Below are 23266 nucleotides of genomic sequence, written 5' to 3'. Positions count from 1 at the left end.
AAAGCCTTATTCTATAAGAACAAAGGCTGTCTACACAGCCTTATTCTGATAATTTTTAACCGTGTTACATCCTAGGTTCGGTAGAGCCAATATAACGAGTTCTTGCGGTTTTAAACTGACTTAACTTAGAGAGAGTCTTTGCACGGATTTACCCCCTAATAATTGATGAGCTTCTGCCAATAACTGAGGGATTTCATCTCGATGGGAACTCTGACTTAAACAAGCTTTTAAGTCAAATGTCTGGACTTTTTCAGCATTTTTACCAGGAAACCAATGCCCTCCATTACCTAATAAATTATACCGCATTTTTGCATATTCAAGCATATCATAAGCCAGCACTAAATTTCTGAGCCATAAAATAATTGGAATGTTAATATTTCCTGGGGTTTGATGATGTCCTGGAAGTCCGATATGCCAGGTTTTGACCCAAGTCTCTCCTAAGATTTTAATGGCTTCTTTTTCTAAGTTGTTAATAATTGGTGCTAGGAAATCTTGAGGATTTTCTAGAAGAGATAAAGTTTTTAAATGTTCATCAAAATCCGTGGGACAAGAGGCACCTAAACTAAGGGTATGAACTTGAGGGTGAGATAAACAAAATAAATTATTAAACACCATTGGACTTAAAGGTTGACATAATTTGACTAATTTTTCTGGGGGTTGATAAAGTTTTCCTCCTTTATCAGATGGACTAATAATAAAGACTCCCATATCATGTTTTGTCGCTGCTTCTATCCCTGGCCAATTGCCTTGATTGATATAATACCAATGGAGATTAACATAATCAAAATAATCGGTTTCAATGGTTTTTGTGATAACATCGGTTGGCCCATGGGTTGAGAAACCAATAAAGCGAACTTTTCCCTGTTCTTGTAATTTTCTTACTTCGTCTAAACACCCTCCTGGACTGAGACAATAATCTAAAATTTCCTTAGTATTGATTCCATGTAATGCCAATAAATCAACATAATCTAATTGGAGAAACTTTAAAGATTGATTAAATTGCTTACGGAATTCTTTAACATCTTTTGTTGGGGATACTTTAGTTTGAATAATTAATTTTTCTCTAGGAAGTTTGGGTAAAATCTCACCTAATTGCATTTCAGAAGTACCATATCCCCTGGCGGTTTCAATATGATTAATTCCAAGTTCTAAGGAACGTTGAATTGTGGCTTCTAGATTTCGCTGATTTTCTTGGGGAACTTGCCATGCAGGAACATCTTGCCATTTATATTGATAGCGCATTCCTCCACAGGAAAATATAGGCATTTCTAATTCTGTGCGGCCAAATCTTCGATAGTGCATAATGGGTTGCTTTCTAGAACTTAAGTGTTTATGATAATTAAATAATTACATTCTATTATAAACTCATGTCAATTGATTTGTTACTCAAACCCTTTCAAAATTTTGGTATTCATTTGGGTTTAGAACGAATTCAAACCCTATTAGCTGATTTGGGAAACCCCCATCAATCTATTCCCATTATTCATGTGGGGGGAACTAATGGTAAGGGATCAGTTTGTGCTTATCTATCTTCAATTTTAACAGAAGCAGGTTATAAAGCGGGGCTTTATACTTCCCCCCATTTAATCGACTGGACAGAAAGAATTTGTCTGAATAATCAACCCATTTCTGAAAACCAATTAATAGACATAGTAATTACAATTAAAAACATCATTGATTCTTATTCAGAAAGTCCGACACAATTTGAAGTCATTACTGCTGCTGCTTGGGTTTATTTTGCTCAACAAAAAGTAGATATTGCTGTGATTGAAGTAGGATTAGGAGGACGGTTAGATGCGACTAATGTTTGTGAGCAATCTTTAGTGAGCATCATTACTTCTATTAGTCGAGAACATTGGCAGGTTTTGGGGGATACTATCGAATTAATTGCTAAGGAAAAAGCAGGGATTTTTAAGCCTGGTTGTCCAACGATTATTGGTACAGTTTCTAGGGAAGTTGAATTAGTTTTTAAGGCGCGTATTCAACAGTTAAATTGTCCGTCTATTTGGGTGAAACCTGCCATCTATATTCAAGATAATTGGGCAAAATATCAAGACATTGAATATCCCTTACCCCTGTTAGGTCAAATGCAGTTAAGTAATTCTGCTCTTGCTATTGAAACAGTAAAATTTTTACAACAAAAGGGTTGGAATATTCCCTTAACTGCTATTCAAAACGGCATGAAAAAGACCCAATGGTTAGGCAGATTACAATGGGTACAATGGCAGAATACTTCTATTTTAGTCGATGGGGCCCATAATCCAGCAGCGGCTGAGATGTTACGCAATTATGTTGATACTTTTGGAAAATCTATTATTTGGGTAATGGGAATTTTATCGACAAAAGAACATGATAAAATTTTTCAATTTTTACTGCAACCTCAAGACAGTTTATATTTGGTAGCAGTTCCCAATCACAATAGCGCAAATCCTCAAGAATTAGTAAAATTAGCAGTTACTATTTGCCCTAATTTGGTTGCTATTAAAACGTTTGAAACCGTTTTTGATGCGCTAGATAAAGCAATTAAAAATTTACCATCAGAGCAGTTAATTGTCTTGTGTGGTTCCCTTTATTTAGTAGGGCATTTTCTGGGAAGTTTACAATCAAATAATACAACTCTGAATGACCGTTAAGGCTTGTTGGTGTAAAACTTTGTTAGAAGCAGCCAAAATTTCGGTAGACTGGCTATTTAGGGGATTTCCTGACCAATCAGTGATGATCGCACCTACACCCTCAAGAATGGGAATTAAAGCACAAAAATCGTAGTATTTAAGATCTGATTCTAGAATAACCATGGGCATGGAACTCCAACCCATGGCCAAGCATAAATAATTGTAACAATCTCCCCCAAAAGCAGTACGACGACACACGGTTTGCAGACGAGTGGCGATCGCTTGTTGACGAGGGGTGACAAACATGAGGGGAGTTGTAGAAGTTAAACAAGCTTCTGCTAATTGAAAGTTAGTCTTATTTGTGTAAGAATTTTCAATAATTTGGTTATTAAAATGAGGGGATTGTCCCCTTATACCTAACCATCGTTCTTGTAAAATGGGTTGATTAACACATCCTAATAGGGGCAAATTGTTCTCAAGATCGACTAACCCGATTAAAGTACCAAAAATGGGTAAACCTTTGACAAAAGAGGATGTCCCATCAATGGGATCGAGTACCCAATAATAACCGTTTTTCGAGGCAATATTTTCTCCTTCTTCGCGGATAATGCCATCCTTGGGAGCTTCTTTTTTAATGATAGCAACCATCGCCTCTTCTGCCAAGCGATCAGCGATAGTAACAATTGAAGAAATTTGATCGGTTTTGGTTTCTGCTTCTAGGTTTGGTTGACGGAAATATTGTTTAATAATGTTTCCTGCTGCGTCAGCTAAGGTATTAGCTAATTCTATTTTAGTGCTAAGGTTTTCATTTTTCATTTTTGAGTTGTTTAATTACTTCTAAAAGGCGATCAATTTCTGGATCTGTTCCAATGGTAATTCTGACATAGTTATTAATCCGAGGATGTTTAAAGTATCTAACTAATACTTTTCGCGCTTTTAACTGAGTATAAAGTTCAGAAGCAGCGATCCATTGGGGAGAAGCAAGTACAAAATTAGCATCGGAATCACAGACTAAGAAATCTAAGTTTCTCAGGGAATTTGTGAGACGGGTACGGGTTTGACGAACTTGCTGCCAAATTTGCTGAAAATAGTCTTGAAATTCAAAACAATTACTTGCTAAAGTTTGGGCAATACGATCTAAGTTATAAGAGTCTCTTACTTTGTCCATTTGCTCAATAATTCCTAAAGAACTAATGGCAAATCCAACACGCATTCCTGCTAAACTGTAGCTTTTAGACATGGTACGAGAGATAATGACATTATCATATTTATTAAGAAAATCCCAATGATTTTCATCAGAAAAGTCTACATAAGCTTCATCAATTAAAACTATCCCTGTTGCTTGTTTACAGGTTTCTTCTAAGTATTGACGGTTTAAGTGTTTCCCTAATGGGGGGTTAGGAGAAGCAACAAAAATAAGTTTTGCTTCTGGACAAATTAACGGGCCATTTAACTCAAACTTCTCATTGGTTGGAATCGTTTTAATGAGCGCACCATGTACTTTAGCGATTGTCTCATATAAAGAGTAAGTCAAATCAAGAAAAGCAACTGTTTCCCCAGGATTAACAAAGGTTCTTAGGGTAATATTTAGGATATCATCAGACCCATTTCCTGCCAAAATATTGTTATGAGAAATACCAAAAATGTTTGATGCTGCTTTGCGTAATTGAGTAGAAACGGGGTCAGGATATAATCTAACTTTAGTTAATTCTTGTTGCAATGTATCAAATATTTTATCCGGTGGGGGATAAGGGTTTTCGTTAGTATTGAGTTTAATATAATCAGTGGTTTGAGGTTGTTCTCCAGGAATATAAGCTGGGGTTTGGTTGACACATTCTCGAATCGGTAGCATAGGGATCGGTGTAAGTGTTAGGATCTATTATTATAGCCTCAAACTATCCCCAGTTCTCTTAAGAAAAAATAATTAAAATTGAGCATCGGGACAGTTTAAGGGGATTTTTTCTGATACAATTAGATAAATTTTTGTGTCTTTAGGACGCTTGATTTTTTTGTAGCACTCAACTTTTGGTTATATCATGTCTACTTCCTTTTTACCACTTCATGAGCGTTCTTTATCTTTAGATCATGAGGGGTTAATTCAGTTATTGGCAAGGGAATCTAACCTTTTAATTATACAAGATCTTGATGGGGTTTGTATGGGATTAGTGAAAGATCCTTTAACGCGAGTTATTGATCCTAATTATTTAGAAGCGACTCAACTTTTTGACGGTCATTTTTATGTCTTAACCAATGGGGAACATATTGGTAAACGAGGTATTAATTCCATTATTGAACGTGCTTATAATGATGATAATTTAGTCAAAAATAGAGGATTATATTTACCTGGTTTAGCAGGGGGAGGTGTACAATGGCAAGATCGTTATGGGGAAGTTTCTCATCCTGGAGTTAGTGATCAAGAATTAGGATTTTTAGCATCTGTTCCTCAAGTTATTGAAACCAGTCTTAAAGGATTTTTTAGTCAGGATAATTATGGTTTAGACTATAGCACAATTTTGGATTGTATTCAAGCAACAGTTTTAGATAATAAGGTATCTCCTACTGCTAACTTAAATGTCTTTCATGAAGTTTTTATCGATCAGGAGAATGATTATCTAAAGTTACAACAAAGAATGAAACAATTGATGGATGAGTTATTAGAAAATGCTCAAAATAAAGGTTTGAAAAACTCATTTTTTGTTCATTATGCCCCCAATTTAGGGAAAGATAAACAGGGACAAGAAATGATGCAGTTAGCACAAGGGAAAGATTCAGGAACAACAGATTTTCAGTTTATGTTAAGAGGTGCCATTAAAGAAGTTGGTATCTTAGTTATTTTAAACCGTTACTATTATCAAAAGACGGGTAAATATCCATTAGGAGAAGGGTTTAATGTTCGACAAGCACCGAGAAAACATGAGGAATTATTATCTTTAATTAAAGAAAGATTTGACCCGGATCAAATGCCAATTATCGTAGGAGTTGGGGATACTGTTACCAGTAAAGCGATTACTAATGATGATAAATTAAGCTTTGGAAGAGGAGGAAGTGATCGGGGATTTTTAGAATTAATTCAAGAAATTGGCAAAGAATTTAAGACAGGAAATATCATTGTTTATATTGATAGTAGTGATGGAGAAGTTAAGAACCGCAAACCTTTAAAAACAGAAAAAATTAATGATGAAATCAGGGTTATTGAGGGGCCAGGAGATCCCAGAGATCAACATGATCCTTTAACCTTAAATGTTGTTTTTCCCGGAGGTCATAAACAATATATTCAGTGTTTTAGAGAAGCAGCACAAAGCAGGAAAAATTAAATATAAAAAAGCTTGTAGTGAGGACTTTAGTTCTCCATTCTTATGAGTTTCCAGCACTAAAGTACCTACTACAAACATTAATTTATTTTTGACTATCTACTCACTAAGTCATTAAAACCCCTTTAGAACTAGGAATAGAATTGCCCCGACGAGGATCAATTTCCAAGGCCATTCGCATTGATCTTGCAAACGATTTAAAGGTTGCTTCAATAATATGATGAGAGTTAATTCCATCTAATTGACGAATATGTAAAGTCATTTGACTATGATTAACAATAGCAACAAAAAATTCTCGGACTAATTGTGTATCATAAGTCCCGACTCTTTGGGTAGGAATTTCTAGACCATAAGTTAAATGGGGTCTTCCTGAAAAGTCTAAAGAAACTTGAACTAATGCTTCATCTAACGGTGCAATAAAATGACCAAAACGGACAATTCCTTTGCGATCACCTAAAGCTTTTCCTAATGCTTGGCCTAGGGTTATTCCCACATCTTCATTAGTATGATGATCGTCAATTTCAAGATCACCTTTTGCTTTAACATCTAAATCAATTAAACCATGGGAAGAAATTTGGTGTAACATATGATCAAGAAAGGGAATTCCTGTGGCTGCCTCACAATTTCCTTGACCATCTAAATTCAAGGTAACTTGAACATCTGTTTCTTGAGTGGTGCGACTAACAGAAGCAATTCTAGGAGCAAAAGAGGGAATAATAGAGGGAGAATTAGGAAGATGGGTATTTTGAGTCTGCATAGGTTGATCAACAATAGTAGTTAGGACAAACTTTTTGAGTTTCCTTATCTTTAGGATATCAATTTACGGTTGAGATTGTACCTTAAAAGTGACAAGAAAGAAAAAATTAGTCTGAAACGACATTTTGGATGATTTAATTAAGCATAAGTATCAAAGATTTAAAATTGGGTAAATTCACTAAAAATTCAACTAAATTTCATTTAAAACAACTCTATGAACAAGATTATTTGACCTGGTATAAAATTACTTTAGATGAAGACTGGCTACCCATACCTTAACGAAGTCATTCGTCAGAAGTTGTTTTTGTAACGAGGACGCATTCTCAGAATAGGAATTCAAAGAAGTTTGGGGATACTTTTAACCCGATCATTCGTCATTGTTGTTGAGAAGGGGAGAGACTATGATAGAATTGCTGAAATTTGTCTCATCTTACCAAGAGAAAGACAATCGACTATCTTGTTCTAAGCCTCATTGTTCCTCATTTTCACACTGATTGAGTCATTTATTTATGAAACTATTAGATTCTAAAGGCCGTTTATTTGGAAAAGTTAGTATCCTAGATTTAGGGGCAGCATTAGCGATTTTTCTAGTTATTGTCGGTATTTTTGTCGTTCCTGGTAAGTCGGGAACCAGTACCATTGCACAAGTCGCTAACAAACCTATCGAAGTTGATGTTATTGTACGAGGTTTGGGGATACTTGATCCAGACTCTCTAATGCGTCAATTTGAGGAAACTAAAAAAACGAATATTGTAATTCGTAACCAACCTGCGGGAGAGTTCGGAATTAAAGCGGTTCAACCTATTCCAAGAACCACTCTTGTTCCTCAACAGGACGGTACTGTCAAAGCTTTACCTGATCCTAGCCCACAAGCCAAATATTATCAAGATATGATTATTACCTTAACTGGAGACGCGCAAATTACCAATACGGGTGCGGTAGTTGGTCAGCAAAAAGTTAAAATTGGTACTTTAATTGAGTTAGAAGGGAAAGATTATAACTTTAATACCAGTACCATTGCTGTGCGAGTTTTGAAGTGATTTAACTGAAAACATTATCATCATTTTTCAATTTGGGTCATGCGCTTTTCTAAGTTCATGACCCTTTCTTTTAATTCTATCACTAAGGTTGATAAACGTTCAAATAAAGGGTCACTGCGTCCAATGACTTCACCATCAATTATTTGGGGAGATGTGTTAATAGAAGGGTTATTAGCAGAATTATCCTGTCGTTGTCTTACATTAAGAATAGCATTTTCTAAGCGACTGACTCGCGCATTTAAGCGGTCAATATCTGCACGAAAACGACTATCATCACTGGCAAAAATAGGAGATATTTGAATGAATACTAAGATAGTTATAAGGGTAATTAGGATTAAAAATAGTTTGCGATCGCTCATTTTCTTAGGTTGCCGTTTCAAACAGGGTTAAAATAATAAGATTCTTGCCTAAGAGATTAATATTAAGTAAGGTGGGCATTGCCCACCCTACAATTAGAAGAGATTTAAGTCTGTTACGGCCCCTAAACTACTTGAAGAAACTAACTTCGCATACTTCCCTAATACTCCTCGTTTATACCGAGGTTCAGGGGCTTTCCAGTTAGTGCGACGCTGGGCTAATTCTTCATCAGAAACATTCAATTGCAACAGCTTTTCTTGAGCATCAATAGTAATACTATCTCCCTCTTTAACTAACCCAATAGTTCCCCCAACATAAGCTTCTGGTGCCACATGACCAACCACTAAACCATAGGTTCCTCCAGAGAAACGGCCATCGGTAATTAAGCCCACAGAATCACCTAAACCTGCCCCAATAATAGCGGAGGTTGGTGCTAACATTTCCCGCATTCCTGGGCCTCCTTTTGGCCCTTCATAGCGGACAATAATCACATCTCCAGGATTAATCTTTTTAGCAAGAATTGCCTCTAAGCATTCTTCCTCAGATTCAAAAACACGCGCTGGCCCCGTAATTTTAGGATTCTTAACCCCGCTAATTTTAGCAACAGCACCCTCTGAAGCTAAATTACCTTTTAAAATGGCTAAATGTCCCTCTTTATAAACAGGTTTATCCCAAGGAAGAATGACATCTTGATTAGCTGGTGGTTCAGCAGGAATATCTGTTAAAATCTCCTCAATAGTTTCCCCTGAAATAGTTAACGCATCCCCATGTAATAACCCATGAGTTAACAGCATTTTCATGACTTGAGGAATGCCACCAGCTTGATGCAAATTAACAGTTACATAACGTCCCGATGGTTTCAAATCACATAATACGGGAACCCGTTGACGAATGGTTTCAAAATCATCTAAAGTTAACTCAACACCGATGGTATTTGCTATGGCTAATAAATGCAATACTGCATTAGTAGAACCTCCGACAGCCATAATTACAGAAATGGCATTTTCAAAGGCCTTGCGCGTTAAAATTTGACTCGGTAAAAGCTGATTACGGATAGCATCAACTAACACAAAAGCAGACTTTTCTGTACTGTCTGCTTTCTCTGCATCTTCTGCGGCCATAGTTGAAGAATAAGGTAAACTCATACCCATAGCTTCAAATGCGGAAGACATAGTATTTGCAGTAAACATTCCCCCACAGGAACCGGCCCCAGGACAAGCATTTTTTTCAATAGCTAATAATGTGTTATCATCTATCTTACCTGCGCTGTGTTTTCCTACCGCTTCAAAGGCACTAACAACGGTTAAATCTTCCCCATTGTAATGGCCAGGTTTAATCGTTCCCCCATAGACAAAAATAGCAGGAATATTCATTCTTGCCATCGCTATCATGGCCCCTGGCATATTTTTATCACATCCTCCAATAGCAATAACTCCATCCATACTTTGACCATTACAAGCAGTTTCGATGGAGTCTGCAATAACATCCCGTGAAACTAGAGAATATTTCATCCCTTCTGTTCCCATAGAAATGCCATCACTAACAGTAATTGTACCGAACATTTGGGGCATTCCACCCGCACTTTTGATCCCAGTTTCGGCCCGTTTTGCTAACTCATTAATTCCCATGTTACAAGGGGTAATGGTACTAAACCCGTTAGCAACACCGACGATAGGTTTAGTAAAGTCATCATCACCGAAACCAACAGCGCGTAACATCGCACGGTTAGGGGTTCGTTGACTTCCTTGAGTCACAACACGACTTCTTATATTCTCAGACATTGTAGCGTTCTCCTTGTGGCTGTGGCACTGTTTCTATTGTCCGTTGTTCTTACACTTTGCGGTGAGAAGATATAACAAAAATTTTACAACTCCCTAGTAATTTTACTGAATCTGGGGAACATCACAAATAATGTGTTACTCAAATCTTAAGCACTTATACTGATTGTGATTAGGTAAATACTTCGAGATAATCAGAACAATGAGAAGTATAAGCGGTATTAATTCTACGCTTATACAATGTTCCCTATTTATTAAATTTGACCACCTATCTTTTGTTATCGGCAAAATAATCAGTTGAAATTTTATCCTAAATCCTGTCGTAATGAAAGGGAAGTTGAGAGTAAGCTAATTGTTCAATATTTATTGCCGCAATTAGGTTATTCTCCTGATAATTGGCATCAAGAGGTTTGTTTTGGGAATATTCGTTTAGATTTTTTGACAGTGGCAAATAAAAAAATCAAGAATTTTTCTTTATGTGTCGTCATTGAAGCAAAACATCCCCAAGAAAATTTAGATCATCATGTCCGTCGTCTCGGACATTATTTAACTAAAATCAAGAGTTTATATGGCGTTTTAACCAATGGTAAAGATTTCAGGATTTATCAAAGACAAGAAGACAAAATAAAATTAGTTTTTTGTTGTTCTGGAGAAACTATTGAATCAAATATTGTCAAAATTAATGCTTTAATTGGAAAGGAGAGTTTACAGTCTAAATTCATTCCTCCTAAATCTCTAACTACTCAAGAGTTTAGTCAAAATTCAGTTAACCTTCCTCAAGTTTCTCAATCACCTATTACGGAGTCAAAAAAAACATCAATGAAAGTTATTGCTATTTATCATCATAAAGGTGGCGTTGGAAAAACCACAGTTGCTACTAATTTAGCTGCCGCTTTCAGTAATCAAGGAAAACGAGTTTTATTGATTGATATTGATGCTCAAGCTAATACTACTTTTGCAACTGGGTTAATTAAATTTCAGTTTGATGATGATGATGATCTAAAGGATAAAAATGTTTTTCATTTACTAGAAAGTAAGGTTAATACAATTTCTGATATTGTGAGAAAATCTCAAGGATTTAATCAAAAAGAGATTGATGTTATACCGTCTCATATAATGTTAATTGACAAACAAAACGAATTAGCAAGATATGCATCAAGTCGTTCTAGATTAGTGAAAAAATTAGAATTGGTTACAGAAGAATATGATTTGGTTATCATTGATACTCCTCCTTCTTTAGATTTATATGCAGAATCAGCATTAACCGCTTCTGATTATATTATTATTCCTTCTGATTTAAAACCATTTTCTAATCAAGGACTAAGAAGTGTTAAAAACTTTTTGGAGACACAAATTAATGATAATAGAGAAACTTTAGGCAAACCTTCTGTCAAAATCATGGGGGTTCTTCCTTCTAAAATTTCTACTCATCATCAATATCTTAAATATACTTTTCCTAAGCAGCGAGAATTGATTGCGACAAGATATAATTTTCCGATTATGGAAAATATGATTTCTGAAAGAACTGCTTTATCTCATTGCATTAATGAAACTATACTATTAGGAGAATTGGAAATTCCTGCTCCTAAATCTATTTTTTACTACGCAAATAATGTGTCTTCTGCTAACACATCTGCTGCTGAATTTGAATCATTAGCTATTGAAGTTTTGGAAAAAATAGGAGCTTAATTATTATGGATTTTTTCTTAGTAGATGTTGATACCATTAATTGTACCATTCCTTATTCTGAAATTAAGGATAATGAGATGATTGTAAATAGATTGGCTAATATCATCTTAGAATCTGGAGGTATTGTCAATCCTTTATTTGTCAAAAAACTAGGTTTTGATTCCTATGAATTAGTCTATGGTGATGTAGAATATTATGCGGCAGTAAAGGCGAGTCAGATAGATCCCAGAAAAGGAGAAATGATTGCTGCATTTATCATTAAAGATGAACAAAAAGATGCAATTAAAAGACAGATTGATGTTTTGAGAAAAACTTTATCAAACATAGAACAATTAGGAGATAATCAACCATCAATCAATCAAGTAATCTGCACAGCAAGCGATAACTATAGTAAGTTAAACTCAGTGGAGAAAGACATTAAACAGATCCATGAGCAACTAGACTATTTCATGGAAATTAATACACCAAAGGGCATTAAAAAGCTACTCACAAAACAACTTGAAACTATTATCTCCGAGACTGAAAATAAAACTAAACAAGAGGCAATACAACACCTGAGAAAAGCTCAACATGAACTGCAACAATATCAAAAGAATATTGAAAACGAAATTCTAGAATTAAGTAAATTCAATTTGATTGATGTAACTTATGATGAATTAGCCCAAATCATGAAACAAGTAGGAAGTAGTGTAAATCAAATAAATGCTAGTTGGAAAGCCATTGAATATTGGAGAAAACCTGACAAAGAATTATCTTGGGATAATCTTAAAAAGTCCACAATAAATAAGTCTAAAGATAAAATATATGGTTTTGCTCAAGCTGCTTATGCCAAACTAAGAAAAGTGGCTTATTTGTAACTTTTTAACGCTTCAACTAGATTAATTAATACAGTAGGGATATGATATATTATGTCCCTAAAATTAGAATATAATACCAAATCCGCTTTAAAAAGTAGAGTTATTAAAACAAAAAAAAACCAGTAGAGGCGTTGCAGGCAACGTCTCTACGTTAATCTCTTTTGATAACCGGATTTGGTATAATGATAGTATGGAAGAAAGTTTCAAGTATTAAAACTTGAAATAATATTATCAAATCACAAAAAAATAAGGTAGAAATTTCTACCTTACTAAATTTAAACATCGAGTTTTTTATAGCATTACCTTTGGCTTTTTATCAATTATTGCTTATTTCAGCTACAGGTTAAAACCTGTTGAAAAAAGGAGCTAAATTAACTAGATAATATGTCATCTACTTTTGATTTAAGTAGATGATTTTAAGCATTTTGTCTGAGTTTTTTCTTAGCGATCGCTAACAAAGGAATTGTTAACCATGCTAACCCAGGAATATCGGATTCGGGAATTTGAACTGCGGGTTCGTCCGATGGCGAAGGAATATTGGATTCAGGAGTTGGAGTTGGGGTTGGGCTTGGGGTTGGGCTTGGGGTTGGAGTTGGGGTTGGGGTTGGAGTTGGAGTTGGAGTTGGGGTTGGGGTTGGAGTTGTAGTACCTCCAAAGCTTAAGGATGCCGAAATCGCACCAAATACATCCTGAGCCGTGAACCTGAATGTAACATCATTGGACTTAATGAGATTTAACTTATCATCGAGGAAACCATAGCCATCAATTCTCAGGTCATCAGGGCTATCGGATTTACTTGTAATTGAATTGAGTGAGAGAGAAAAACGGTCATTTTCTCCGAATTTCAAGAATGACGGAATAGAAGTAAATTCATTAATTGATAAGTTAGTGACCAATGTACCAAAATCACTGGGATTAATAATTCCAAACAGTTCATTAGGGGAACCGTTACTTAATTGAGGGATACGAGCAAATTCAAATAAGCTAGAAAACATTAGGTTTTTAGCCTGTCCCAAAGAAGAACCTTCAAAATCTTCTACACCGACATATCCGGCTGCACTAAATGTACCAGCAAAAGCCACCATTGGACTACTCAAGACAGAGACAGCGACACCTACAGCGAACAAGTATTTCATTTTCCCTCACAGGAATTAAAAGTATTCCTCCAATAAATAACAAATTCTCCGTAAAAATACAAGCTTAGTTAACTCTTTATAAGGAATTTTTTGGGGGATTTTACTGAGGTAGTTTAGTCTATTTATCTAATTTGCTCAAAAATTGAGCTAAAAAAGTCAAAAAAGGGGATAGGAATTTTTACTGTCCTTTCCCCGTTGGTTCATGAGTTTAATAAACGAAACTTATCTAATAAGTAGTTGGGTAATTTTAGTCCGTCATCAGCTTGGACATATTGCTTTAACTAAATGTTTACTGGCCTGACTTTCCATCTGTTGTCGCAGTATTCTCTGATAGAGCAATCACCAAAAAACTTGCCCATTCTTGCCCATTAAAAATGGACATCCGACTTCAATAATCACTTTTTCAAGTATTAGAAAAATCAGAGAAATAAGTTTTGCTTGACTGTTTAACTTTTACTTCACCCCTAACTGGCCTGGGTAACAGTAAGTTACAATGCCATTATTGACTTATTTTTAAGAGTAGGTAATGACCCTAGGCTTAAACCCTTGCCTAACTGTAGCGATCGCCCCTTTGACAACGGCGGGTTCAGAAAGTTTTGCCCTTTGGGTAACCAATGCCCCTTTGCCGAGTGGATACGTTCATCATGATTCCTTATGGTCAGAAACCTTAACCCGCAAGTGGTTAGCTTGGCAAGAAATGTTTGCCCCCCAAGGAGAACCCCACCTTCCCGTTACTCATGCTCAACTGACCAGTGATCTGCCTCCTTTGACCTTTACCCTAGCAAGTCCCACCGAAAGCTATGGTGGACGACTCATGCAAGAATTAGGTCTGAGTTTGTGGCAATGGTTGTTTGATGCTTCCATTCATTCCAGTTTTGCCCAAAGTCGCGGCCTGGCATTAGGCAGTCATCGTCCCTTAAGATTACGGTTGGACATTCAAGCGCCTGAATTAATTCCCCTGCCTTGGGAAATTATGCAATCAGCCGCGGGTAAACAAGCAATTTCCCTCGATCCTCAAATTCTTTTTAGTCGTACCACTAACAATGTAGACCCCTTAGTTTTTTATCAGGCGAAAGAAATCTTAAACATCTTGCTGGTCTTGGGAAATCAAGCTCATCCCTCCCCAATCCCTCTCAATGAAATTACAAATCAAGCTGACAGTCAAGGCCGTTCAGTTCAAGAAGTTGAGGGTTTAACTCATGAGGACTTAAAACTGGAAACCGAGGCTGACTTGTTGGCCCAAATGATTGAACATAGTTCCTTTGCCCCCCAAGGAAGTTGGCAGCCGCCTGTTACCGTTCCTGTGCGAGTCCATCCCCTGGTGCAACCAACCCCTGGCCAATTAATTGAAGCCCTTGATAGTGGAGATTATAATGTCCTTTTTTATGCCGGCCATGGAATGCCAGCCCCCAATGGTGGATTACTATTTTTAAGTTCTCAGGCAACGATGAATGGGACAGAATTAGCACAAGTGCTGATTCGTAATCAAATTACCCTAGCGGTGTTTAACGCCTGTTGGGGGGCCCAACCTGATCATCAAGGCTCAAAAACCATTGAACGCAGTAGCCTGGCAGAAGTCTTAATTCATCATGGAGTTCCGGCTGTCTTAGCTATGCGAGATTCCATCGCCGATCAAGAAGCCTTAAGCTTTATTCAAGCCTTCACAAAAGCCTTAACTCAACGTCAACCAATTGATGAGGCGGTGAGATTTGCAAGACAACAATTATTGACCCTTTATAAATTTAATCAACCCGCTTGGACCTTGCCTATTCTCTATATGCACCCTCAATTCAATGGGGAATTAATTTCCCCCTTGGATGATATTACCCAATTACCCTTAATCACGACTAAACCCCCGGCTGCTTATCTTCGGTTTGTCGAAGAAGCAGAAACTCGCTGGCAAATTTACGGCGGGTTAATGAGGGTGGGCCGTCGTCCTGAAAATGATCTCGTCATCCAAGAAAAATGGGTCAGTCAACGTCATGCTGAGATTATTTGCCGAGAAGTTCCTGCCGATCCTGAACAGAGCTATACTTACTTTCTACGGGATTTTTCCCGCTTTGGAACCTTGATTTTGAGGGATGACCATTGGCAAAGAGTCCACTATGAGGAAGTGCCATTACCATCGGGGACTCAGTTAAAATTTGGTAGCCCCTATGGTCAAACGGTTGAATTTATCGTTGAAGAAATAGGGGAAAACTAATTAGGTGGGGCATGGCCCACCTGATACACCATCTAACGTTGCAACAATTCAACAACTTGTTTTTGTAGTTCAGGATTACCTTCTACTGTTTTACCAATTTCATTAAATCGTGAAATATCTAAACCACTTGCCTCTACTGCTTCCCGTTTTTTCTCCCGATCTTCCTCATTGATCTTTTTGACAACGGCTAAGGCTTTTTCAAACTTTTGCTTGTCTTCAGGGGTGATCTCACCGCTGCCTTGGGCATTGGTATCCCGCTGTTTTTTGCCAATTTCCATAAACTGTTCCGGTGATAACCCTTCAGCTTGCACGGCTTCAACCATTTTTTGTTGAGTGGCTTCATCAACGGCTTGTAACTTGATCACTGCTTGAGCAAACTGTTTTAATTCGTCTTTACTGACATTCTTGGATGCTAGGGTTTGTTGAGAAGCTTGAGCGATCACCTCCCCAGGTTGACTATAGGCGGGAAGGCTGCCAAGACAAACAACTGAACAGAAAACACCGAGACATCCTTTAAAAAGCAATTGCTTAAGCATTTTATTATTTCCTAAGAGGTTTAACATTGGGCGATCATTCTAAATGAATAACCACAAAAACTCTCACCAGAGTTTTTAGGATTCTAACAAGTCTTGGGCCAAAACGGAAAAATCAATCTCCTAAATAGGCTTCTAGAACGATAGCATTGTGTTGAATTTCTTGGGGTGTCCCATCGGCTAAATTTGTGCCTTCTGCTAAAACCCATATATGATCACACAAGGACATGATTACATCCATATTATGCTCAATAATTAAAAAAGAAATTCCCTGGCGATTCCAATTTGTAATATGTTCGCAAATTTGACCAATCAGCGTCGGATTAACCCCTGCGGCCGGTTCATCGAGTAAAATTAATTTAGGACGAGTCATCAAGGTTCTGGCCATTTCTAGTAATTTGCGCTGTCCCCCTGATAAAGCCCCCCCATAGTCATAACATTTGTCAATCAGTCCAACGGATTCTAAGATAGAAAGGGCTTTTTCTCGGTTTTCTTGTTCTTCTTTTTTGATCTGTGCCTGTTGTAGCCACACTTTAATCAGATCTTCTCCTGTCTGTTTTTGGGTGGCCAAAAGCATATTTTCTAACACCGTCAAACGAGACAAAACTCGCGCTACTTGAAATGTCCGCACACATCCTTGTAAGGCAATTTGGTGAGGAGATAGCTGGTGAATGGGTTCTCCATCAAAAATCACTTCCCCTTGATCGGGACGAATAAAACTCGATAATAAATTGAATAAAGTGGTTTTTCCAGCACCATTGGGGCCAATTAACCCCGTAATACTTCCCTTTTTCACTTGGATATGAGCATTATTAACAGCCTTCAATCCACCAAAACTTTTGTATAATTCTTTTGCATTTAGGATTATGGACGAGGAAGTGGTCATTGCTCAAATCACTAATTACTGCTAGAAAACGAGGGTATGCTTTGACTAATCGGGTCTCATAATAACACAGATTAGCCACTACTTACCAATCTTTAGTTTATGCTCCTGGAATTAAGTTATTGGCTTATCATTATCGCCTCAATCAAGAAAGATTATTAGCCTTAAAAGATTTTAATTTTTACTATAATTAACTCCAATCATTCTCTTCAAAATTATTAATTTTATCCCTCTTCTCCTCTACCTCCAAGTTTAGCTAAGCTTAAAGACCACATAAATTGTTACAATAGTTTACAAAGCCCTAATACTGATAGCAAATTCATGACTCTTATGCCTCAATCCACCCTATCCCCAGATCTTCAAAATCCTGATTTAATTACGATTGACGCGCAACCCATCCACATTCCCGCAGGACACACAGAAGATTTAGGGCCCATTAGTGATACCTCTCCTGAAAGCTGGCAGTACAATCCAGAAGTCATTAATCAATATTATCGTCAACGTCTTCTACAAGTTCTGGGCCGCTTAATCAGTGTTTTTATCTTGTTTTTTCGCTTTGCTTTGGGGTTGTGGTGGGATAAAATGAGAGGCAGAAATCCCAAACAAGAGCGAAACCGCGCCATTCATCTACGGGAAATGTTAACAGAATTAGGGCCCACCTATATTAAAGTCGGACAGGCCCTCTCGACAAGACCCGATTTAGTTCCCCCCGTCTATCTTGACGAATTAACTACCCTACAAGATCAATTACCTTCTTTTCCTAACAAGATTGCCCATCGTTTCATCCAAGAAGAATTAGGGGAACATCCTGACGAAATTTATGCTGAACTTTCAGAAAAACCCATTGCTGCTGCTTCTCTCGGACAAGTTTATAGAGGAAGATTAAAAACAGGGGAACAAGTTGCCGTGAAAGTGCAACGTCCTGATTTAATTAAAAGGATTACATTAGATATTTATATTCTGCGGAATTTATCAGCTTGGTTGCAAAAAACTTTTTCCTTTATTCGTTCCGATTTAGTAGCGATTACTGATGAATTAGCGGGACGAATTTTTGAGGAAATTAATTATGTTCAAGAAGGCAAAAATGCAGAAGAATTTGCAGAACTCTATGGACATTTACCAGAAATTTATATCCCAAAAATCTATTGGGACTACACAGGTAGGCGCGTTCTGACGATGGAATGGATAGAAGGAATAAAATTAACCAATATTCAAGCTATTCAAGCCCAAGGAATTGATGCTACCCATTTAGTTGAAGTCGGTGTTAATTGTTCCTTACGTCAATTATTAGAGCATGGTTTCTTTCATGCTGATCCCCATCCTGGTAATTTATTAGCCATGAAAGATGGCAAACTTGCTTATCTTGATTTTGGCATGATGAGTCGTATTAAACCTTATCAACGCTATGGACTCATTGAAGCAGTCGTTCATTTAGTTAATCGAGATTTCGATTCTTTAGCTTATGATTATGTTAAACTCGATTTTCTCAAACCTGATACAGATTTAACTCCGATTATTCCTGCTTTAACGGAAGTCTTTGGCAATGCTTTGGGGTCAAGTGTAGCTGAATTAAACTTTAAAAGTATTACGGATCAAATGTCAGATATGATGTATGAGTTCCCTTTTAAAGTTCCTGCCTATTATGCTCTAATTCTTCGCTCAATGGTTACATTAGAGGGGATTGCGATCGGCATCAACCCCGATTTTAAAGTGTTAAGTAAAGCCTATCCTTATGTGGCAAAACGCTTATTAACTGATCCCTCTCCTGAATTACGCGCTTCTTTAAAAGATTTGTTATTTAAAGAAGGAAGCTTTCGCTGGAATCGCTTAGAAAATTTAATGAGAAATGCTAAAGATTCTCAAGACTATGATATTGATAAAGTTCTCGATCAAGCTACCGAATTTCTCTTTTCTCAACGGGGTGAATTTATTCGAGAAAGACTCGTCAATGAAATTATTAATGTCTTGGATATTTTCGGTCGTCGTACCTGGTTTAATCTCTCGGCAATGGTAAGAGAACAAGTAGGATTAGCCGTTCAAGAAACCCCTCAAGACTTGCGAGAAAATGCTCAAACGGCAGAACATTTACAAAACATCCTGAAAATCCTCCAAGATACCCCAGGATTTGACCCCATGCGCTTAGTTCCTGTGGCTGCTAAATTGATAGTCAAGCCGGAAACTCAACACATGGGACAGAAAATTGCTGAAGGGTTAATGCAGAAATTAGTGGCTCGTTTGATTCGTAATTTATTATTAGAATTAGATCAACCGAAAGGGAAAGACCTTCCTGTTAAAAACACTCAGAAAGCTTTACCAGTATCACTTTAAAACTATTAATCTCTTTCTGTTTTCACCCATTTTGATTGAGGACGAACTAAAAAAGTAACATAAAGGGGGATTTTCCAAAGTAAGTAAAAAGGGATAGAAATTAAAGCCCATCCAGAAATTTCTTCCCGGCCAAATTTGGCCCAGCCAGTTACAATTGCTGTTATTAAACAGATGCCGCCTATACCGAGAAGAATACTAGGTAACCAAGAAATTCCTAATAATCCTGCCGTTACCATGATGCTCATTCCTAGGCCCCAAAACATAACTAATAAAGATAAAGGAGGAACACTTAACTCTAAAGCTAATGCCAACAAATCTAAACGTCTTTGTTTCAAAGATGCTAGTAACAAACGAGGAGTTTGACTCAAAATTAAAGATAAATGACCATGTTCCCAACGAGATCGCTGACTTTGTGCCTGATCTTGCTGCATTAATCGTCCAATCACTTTTCCTTGGGGACAATAAGATGGGGCATATCCAGCGATAGCGAGGTCAACTGATAACTGCATATCATCAACAGTTTTATTATTCGCCAGATTAACCTGACTGATAATCGACCAGGGAAATGCCATTCCTGAGCCATTGAGGAGACAAGGACTATTCAATCGTGCTAAACCATAAGGGCGAACAAAGTTTTTCATCAGAATAGCAAAAGCAGAAATTTTATCCCTGAGCATAGGATCAAGATCTGTTTCCATCAAATAAGTGCTTTGAATCGGTTTTTGCTGAGCGTAAGATAATTGAACAAGATACCCAAGGGTTTGGGGTTCCATTAAACAATCCGCATCAAGAATGATAACAATTTCAGGAGGTTTCCCATTGAGAAATTTGATACCGTAATCTATGGCATAGCCTTTACCACGTTTTTCAGAATCTTGGCGTTCGAGAACAGTAATTTCAAATTTTCGGGCGATCTCTGCCGTTCGATCAGTACAGTTATCAGCAATAACAATAATCTCGTCAGGAGAATTAACTTGAAGTAATAAGGATTTTAGTGTTTCTTCAATAACAGTTTCTTCATTGTGAGCAGGGATTAAAATTTTAAAACTGGGCTGATTTTCTAAGTGAGTTTCTAGAGATTCATTCAAAGGCAAAATAGACATTAAACATTCGACCAATAAAACTAAGCAAGGAATCAGAAGAAGAACGGCGATCAACGACAATCCAATTTCTAAACTAAAAAACATAAAATCCTCTCATCAATGAACAGACTCAAATAATTGTATTAATTGTTGGGCTTCTTTCATAATATTATGTTGTTGAGCCACAAGTTTTGCCCCAAAATTTCCCATTTCCTCTAATTGAGAAACCGGAGTTTCTAAAGCAGTTTTCATAGCTTCTACTAGCCCTTCAACTGAACCAGCCGGTACTAACCATCCTGATTTACCAGGTATCACTAATTCAGGAATTCCTGCAACATAAGTGCTAATGACAGGACGACCTAATGCCAGACTTTCCATCATAACCACAGGTAATCCTTCAGCAAAACTAGGTAACACCATCGCCCGTGATTGTAAGATATAGTTTTGCACTTGTGCTTGAGTTGCCCATCCCGTAATCTCAACAACATCCTCTAAATTCTCCTGAGTAATTGCGGCTTCAATCGGTTTTCTTAAATCCCCATCTCCCACTAAAATAACCTTGAATTTATGGCCTTGAGCTATTAATTTGCTTGCTGCCTTAATTAACAAAAATTGTCCCTTTTGTTCACTTAAACGACCGACACAAACAAAACAAGGTTCTTCAGAAATCGGTTGCCTAGGAAGGGAGAAAAAAGCATCATCTACCCCACAATGAATAATGTGAATTTTTCCCCAATCCCTAAATTCACACCAGCGATACAATTGACTGCGACTATAGGAACTAATTGTCACGACAAAAGCTGCCCGTTTGATTTTTTCCGGTAATGCGATCGCCTCCACTTTATCAAATTCTTCGGGCCCATGTACGGTAAAACTATAGGATGGCCCCCCTAACCCATAGCAAAACATAGCGACGGTAGTGGCATTCGTGCCAAAATGGGAATGAATATGAGTCACATCCCACTTGGATAGCCACCGCAATAAAACACAAGCTTCTGCTAAATAAGCTAAATGATAAAGAATTCCCTTTTCAGATTTCCACCCAATACGACAAGCTAAAAAAAGCATTGACCAAAAAGCTAGAGGCCTACTAATGGCAGTGGCTAATAGGTTGAAAATTAAGCCTAGTCTACCAACCCCTAAAATAACACGAGTTTTTTCTAGTTCTTTTTTATCAGCTTCATCCACAACTTGTTCCACGCAGGAACGAATAGAAAACCGAGTAATCGGAAGTCCTAATGCTTCTAAAGCCAGAATCTCCCGTCGAATAAAACTATGACTAATTTTCGGATATTGATTAATCAAATAAGTAATTTTCATCCTGGTTGATGGCTCAAGTTACTTGATCGTTAATATGTATACTTCATCTTAGGAGATAGGATACAAGAAAACTTACCCAAATATACAACAAATCTGGTGATCGTTTATGATTGATGATGAAACTTGCGCTTAGTTAGTCAATCATGAGCAATTTAGGAATAGTCATCATCGGCAGAAATGAAGGAGAGCGTTTAATTAACTGCCTTCAATCATTAATTACTGAGGTTACTGAATTCAACAATATTCCCATTGTTTATGTTGACTCAGGCTCAACAGATGGGAGTGTGACAACAGCAAAATCTCTGGGGATTCAAGTCATCGAATTAGATACATTCTCTCCCTTTACTGCAGCAAGAGGAAGAAATACAGGCTTTCGGTTTTTAATAGAACAATATCCAGACTTGAAATATATTCAATTTATGGATGGGGACTGTGTTCTTGTTCAGGGATGGCTTAATCAAGCTGTCAAGGAGTTAGAAAATAATGAAAATCTGGCCATTGTTTGTGGCCGCCGTCGTGAAAAAGTTCCTGACGAGACACCTTACAACCGCCTAGCCGATATGGAATGGGATACTCCCGTCGGCGAAACAATGGGTTGCGGGGGCGATGCCTTGATGCGAGTTAAAGCGATTAAAGCAGTTAACGGTTTTAATGATGCCTTAATTTGTGGTGAAGAACCGGAAATGTGTATCCGCTTACGTCGTCAAGGTTGGAAAATTTTGCGTTTAGATGCTGACATGACCTTTCATGACGCAGCCATGACTAAGTTTAGTCAATGGTGGAGCCGCATGGTGCGCTCAGGTTGGGCCGTGGCACAAGGGATGGCTATGTATGGTTCATCCCCAGAAGAATATATGGTTCGTGAATACTTTAGCAATTGGTTTTGGGGACTTATTCTACCTCTGATTGCTTTTGGGTTCGCTTGGTTGACTTCAGGGCTAACTTTATTACTACTAATCGGATACTTAGTCTTAGGGGGGCGCATCTACCAAAGTCGCCGTCGTCAGGGTGATATACCAGCCCATAGCCAATTATATGCAGTAGCTTGTGTCTTCGCTAAGTTCCCTCACATTATTGGTCAAACTAAATATTGGCTGATGCGGTGGCAGGGTAAACAAGCCACTCTAATTGAATATAAAAACCCCAGAAGTGATGTTAGTTAACAACCACTTGCTCATAGTCTTACCGTAATACAGTGTAATACAGTATTGCCTGGACTAAACACAAGAACCAACAGAGAAATCGATAACCCTGAAACCCTTGTCTTGACTGCATTTCAAAAAAAGTCAAAAAAAGTTTGCCAAAAGGGTTGACATTCCTGGGGAGATTGGATATATTTGTAAATGCGCGGTTGAGAGCGGAAACGCCCGACGCGCTCCGA

The 23266-nt window shown here is 37.5% G+C and carries 19 protein-coding genes; 8 read left to right on the top strand and 11 right to left on the bottom strand.

Annotation, left to right across the window (positions count from 1 at the left end):
* Positions 1–120: 120 nt before the first annotated feature.
* A complete protein-coding gene (locus VB715_RS17930; protein ID WP_323302591.1) occupies positions 121–1302 on the bottom strand; it encodes an aldo/keto reductase in 1182 nt (393 codons plus the stop codon).
* A gap of 65 nt (positions 1303–1367) precedes the next feature.
* Here VB715_RS17930 and VB715_RS17925 point away from each other — a divergent pair, with 65 nt between their 5' ends.
* Positions 1368–2633, top strand: a complete 1266-nt coding sequence (locus VB715_RS17925) for a folylpolyglutamate synthase/dihydrofolate synthase family protein (RefSeq protein WP_323302590.1) — start codon at positions 1368–1370, stop codon at positions 2631–2633.
* On the opposite strand, the gene VB715_RS17920 is transcribed toward VB715_RS17925, so the two are convergent.
* Both VB715_RS17920 and hisC read right to left on the bottom strand, forming a co-directional pair.
* Positions 2604–3428 carry an inositol monophosphatase family protein gene (locus tag VB715_RS17920; protein ID WP_323302589.1) on the bottom strand — a complete coding sequence of 275 codons (825 nt, stop codon included), beginning with the start codon at positions 3426–3428 and terminating at the stop codon, positions 2604–2606. The two genes, VB715_RS17925 and VB715_RS17920, sit on opposite strands and share 30 nt — an antisense overlap.
* The gene (hisC, locus tag VB715_RS17915; RefSeq protein WP_323302588.1) at positions 3418–4464 is read right to left on the bottom strand and encodes a histidinol-phosphate transaminase; all 1047 of its coding nucleotides are present in this window, start codon (positions 4462–4464) and stop codon (positions 3418–3420) included. Before hisC ends, VB715_RS17920 begins: the two co-directional genes overlap by 11 nt.
* Before the next feature lie 184 nt (positions 4465–4648).
* Between hisC and stpA the strand changes: the two genes are divergently transcribed.
* Positions 4649–5926 carry a glucosylglycerol 3-phosphatase gene (stpA, locus tag VB715_RS17910; protein WP_323302587.1) on the top strand — a complete coding sequence of 426 codons (1278 nt, stop codon included), beginning with the start codon at positions 4649–4651 and terminating at the stop codon, positions 5924–5926.
* Between the two features lie 103 nt (positions 5927–6029).
* Here the strand turns inward: stpA and hisB are convergent, their stop codons facing one another.
* On the bottom strand, positions 6030–6680 hold the full coding sequence (gene hisB / locus VB715_RS17905) for an imidazoleglycerol-phosphate dehydratase HisB (RefSeq protein ID WP_323302586.1): 651 nt from the start codon (positions 6678–6680) through the stop codon (positions 6030–6032).
* A 508-nt stretch (positions 6681–7188) separates the two neighbouring features.
* Here hisB and VB715_RS17900 point away from each other — a divergent pair.
* Positions 7189–7719, top strand: coding sequence for a DUF4330 domain-containing protein (locus tag VB715_RS17900; protein WP_323302585.1), 531 nt, complete (start codon positions 7189–7191; stop codon positions 7717–7719).
* Positions 7720–7739: 20 nt separating this feature from the next.
* Here the strand turns inward: VB715_RS17900 and VB715_RS17895 are convergent, their stop codons facing one another.
* Positions 7740–8078, bottom strand: a complete 339-nt coding sequence (locus VB715_RS17895; protein ID WP_323302584.1) for a hypothetical protein — start codon at positions 8076–8078, stop codon at positions 7740–7742.
* Between the two features lie 93 nt (positions 8079–8171).
* Positions 8172–9857 carry a dihydroxy-acid dehydratase gene (ilvD, locus tag VB715_RS17890; protein ID WP_323302583.1) on the bottom strand — a complete coding sequence of 562 codons (1686 nt, stop codon included), beginning with the start codon at positions 9855–9857 and terminating at the stop codon, positions 8172–8174.
* A 294-nt stretch (positions 9858–10151) separates the two neighbouring features.
* On the opposite strand from ilvD, the gene VB715_RS17885 reads away from it, so the two are divergent.
* Entirely contained in the window at positions 10152–11543 is a 1392-nt protein-coding gene (locus VB715_RS17885) for an AAA family ATPase (RefSeq protein ID WP_323302582.1), read from the top strand.
* A gap of 5 nt (positions 11544–11548) precedes the next feature.
* Positions 11549–12400 carry a chromosome partitioning protein ParB gene (locus tag VB715_RS17880; protein WP_323302581.1) on the top strand — a complete coding sequence of 284 codons (852 nt, stop codon included), beginning with the start codon at positions 11549–11551 and terminating at the stop codon, positions 12398–12400.
* A 416-nt stretch (positions 12401–12816) separates the two neighbouring features.
* Here VB715_RS17880 and VB715_RS17875 read toward each other — a convergent pair whose 3' ends face one another.
* A complete protein-coding gene (locus VB715_RS17875; RefSeq protein WP_323302580.1) occupies positions 12817–13536 on the bottom strand; it encodes a hypothetical protein in 720 nt (239 codons plus the stop codon).
* 526 nt (positions 13537–14062) lie between these two features.
* Between VB715_RS17875 and VB715_RS17870 the strand changes: the two genes are divergently transcribed.
* A complete protein-coding gene (locus tag VB715_RS17870) occupies positions 14063–15739 on the top strand; it encodes a CHAT domain-containing protein (protein WP_323302579.1) in 1677 nt (558 codons plus the stop codon).
* Between the two features lie 32 nt (positions 15740–15771).
* On the opposite strand, the gene VB715_RS17865 is transcribed toward VB715_RS17870, so the two are convergent.
* Together VB715_RS17865 and VB715_RS17860 are read right to left on the bottom strand one after the other, a co-directional pair.
* Entirely contained in the window at positions 15772–16275 is a 504-nt protein-coding gene (locus VB715_RS17865) for a DUF4168 domain-containing protein (protein WP_323302578.1), read from the bottom strand.
* A gap of 112 nt (positions 16276–16387) precedes the next feature.
* Complete coding sequence (locus VB715_RS17860) at positions 16388–17158, bottom strand: ABC transporter ATP-binding protein (RefSeq protein WP_323302577.1); 771 nt, start codon at positions 17156–17158, stop codon at positions 16388–16390.
* 327 nt (positions 17159–17485) lie between these two features.
* Between VB715_RS17860 and VB715_RS17855 the strand changes: the two genes are divergently transcribed.
* The gene (locus tag VB715_RS17855; protein WP_323302576.1) at positions 17486–19483 is read left to right on the top strand and encodes an AarF/ABC1/UbiB kinase family protein; all 1998 of its coding nucleotides are present in this window, start codon (positions 17486–17488) and stop codon (positions 19481–19483) included.
* Positions 19484–19488: 5 nt separating this feature from the next.
* Here VB715_RS17855 and VB715_RS17850 read toward each other — a convergent pair whose 3' ends face one another.
* Positions 19489–20670 carry a glycosyltransferase family 2 protein gene (locus VB715_RS17850; RefSeq protein ID WP_323302575.1) on the bottom strand — a complete coding sequence of 394 codons (1182 nt, stop codon included), beginning with the start codon at positions 20668–20670 and terminating at the stop codon, positions 19489–19491.
* Between the two features lie 12 nt (positions 20671–20682).
* Complete coding sequence (locus VB715_RS17845; protein ID WP_323302574.1) at positions 20683–21885, bottom strand: glycosyltransferase; 1203 nt, start codon at positions 21883–21885, stop codon at positions 20683–20685.
* A 143-nt stretch (positions 21886–22028) separates the two neighbouring features.
* Here VB715_RS17845 and VB715_RS17840 point away from each other — a divergent pair, with 143 nt between their 5' ends.
* Positions 22029–23048 carry a glycosyltransferase family 2 protein gene (locus VB715_RS17840; protein ID WP_323302573.1) on the top strand — a complete coding sequence of 340 codons (1020 nt, stop codon included), beginning with the start codon at positions 22029–22031 and terminating at the stop codon, positions 23046–23048.
* Positions 23049–23266 lie beyond the last annotated feature (218 nt).

Source organism: Crocosphaera sp. UHCC 0190 (assembly GCF_034932065.1).
Classification (GTDB): domain Bacteria; phylum Cyanobacteriota; class Cyanobacteriia; order Cyanobacteriales; family Microcystaceae; genus UHCC-0190.
Note: the sequence above shows the minus strand (reverse complement) of the source record. Positions and strands in the feature narration are given on the sequence as shown.

What these genes read in the sequence shown, in the direction of transcription:
- VB715_RS17900 (WP_323302585.1), top strand. Translation starts at nt 7,189, where the DNA reads ATGAAACTATTAGATTCTAAAGGCCGTTTATTTGGAAAAGTTAGTATC.
- hisB (WP_323302586.1), bottom strand. Translation starts at nt 6,680, where the DNA reads ATGCAGACTCAAAATACCCATCTTCCTAATTCTCCCTCTATTATTCCC.
- VB715_RS17855 (WP_323302576.1), top strand. Translation starts at nt 17,486, where the DNA reads ATGCCTCAATCCACCCTATCCCCAGATCTTCAAAATCCTGATTTAATT.
- VB715_RS17865 (WP_323302578.1), bottom strand. Translation starts at nt 16,275, where the DNA reads ATGCTTAAGCAATTGCTTTTTAAAGGATGTCTCGGTGTTTTCTGTTCA.
- VB715_RS17920 (WP_323302589.1), bottom strand. Translation starts at nt 3,428, where the DNA reads ATGAAAAATGAAAACCTTAGCACTAAAATAGAATTAGCTAATACCTTA.
- VB715_RS17870 (WP_323302579.1), top strand. Translation starts at nt 14,063, where the DNA reads ATGACCCTAGGCTTAAACCCTTGCCTAACTGTAGCGATCGCCCCTTTG.
- ilvD (WP_323302583.1), bottom strand. Translation starts at nt 9,857, where the DNA reads ATGTCTGAGAATATAAGAAGTCGTGTTGTGACTCAAGGAAGTCAACGA.
- VB715_RS17925 (WP_323302590.1), top strand. Translation starts at nt 1,368, where the DNA reads ATGTCAATTGATTTGTTACTCAAACCCTTTCAAAATTTTGGTATTCAT.
- VB715_RS17860 (WP_323302577.1), bottom strand. Translation starts at nt 17,158, where the DNA reads ATGACCACTTCCTCGTCCATAATCCTAAATGCAAAAGAATTATACAAA.
- VB715_RS17840 (WP_323302573.1), top strand. Translation starts at nt 22,029, where the DNA reads ATGAGCAATTTAGGAATAGTCATCATCGGCAGAAATGAAGGAGAGCGT.
- VB715_RS17930 (WP_323302591.1), bottom strand. Translation starts at nt 1,302, where the DNA reads ATGCACTATCGAAGATTTGGCCGCACAGAATTAGAAATGCCTATATTT.
- VB715_RS17845 (WP_323302574.1), bottom strand. Translation starts at nt 21,885, where the DNA reads ATGAAAATTACTTATTTGATTAATCAATATCCGAAAATTAGTCATAGT.
- VB715_RS17850 (WP_323302575.1), bottom strand. Translation starts at nt 20,670, where the DNA reads ATGTTTTTTAGTTTAGAAATTGGATTGTCGTTGATCGCCGTTCTTCTT.
- VB715_RS17895 (WP_323302584.1), bottom strand. Translation starts at nt 8,078, where the DNA reads ATGAGCGATCGCAAACTATTTTTAATCCTAATTACCCTTATAACTATC.
- VB715_RS17875 (WP_323302580.1), bottom strand. Translation starts at nt 13,536, where the DNA reads ATGAAATACTTGTTCGCTGTAGGTGTCGCTGTCTCTGTCTTGAGTAGT.
- VB715_RS17880 (WP_323302581.1), top strand. Translation starts at nt 11,549, where the DNA reads ATGGATTTTTTCTTAGTAGATGTTGATACCATTAATTGTACCATTCCT.
- hisC (WP_323302588.1), bottom strand. Translation starts at nt 4,464, where the DNA reads ATGCTACCGATTCGAGAATGTGTCAACCAAACCCCAGCTTATATTCCT.
- stpA (WP_323302587.1), top strand. Translation starts at nt 4,649, where the DNA reads ATGTCTACTTCCTTTTTACCACTTCATGAGCGTTCTTTATCTTTAGAT.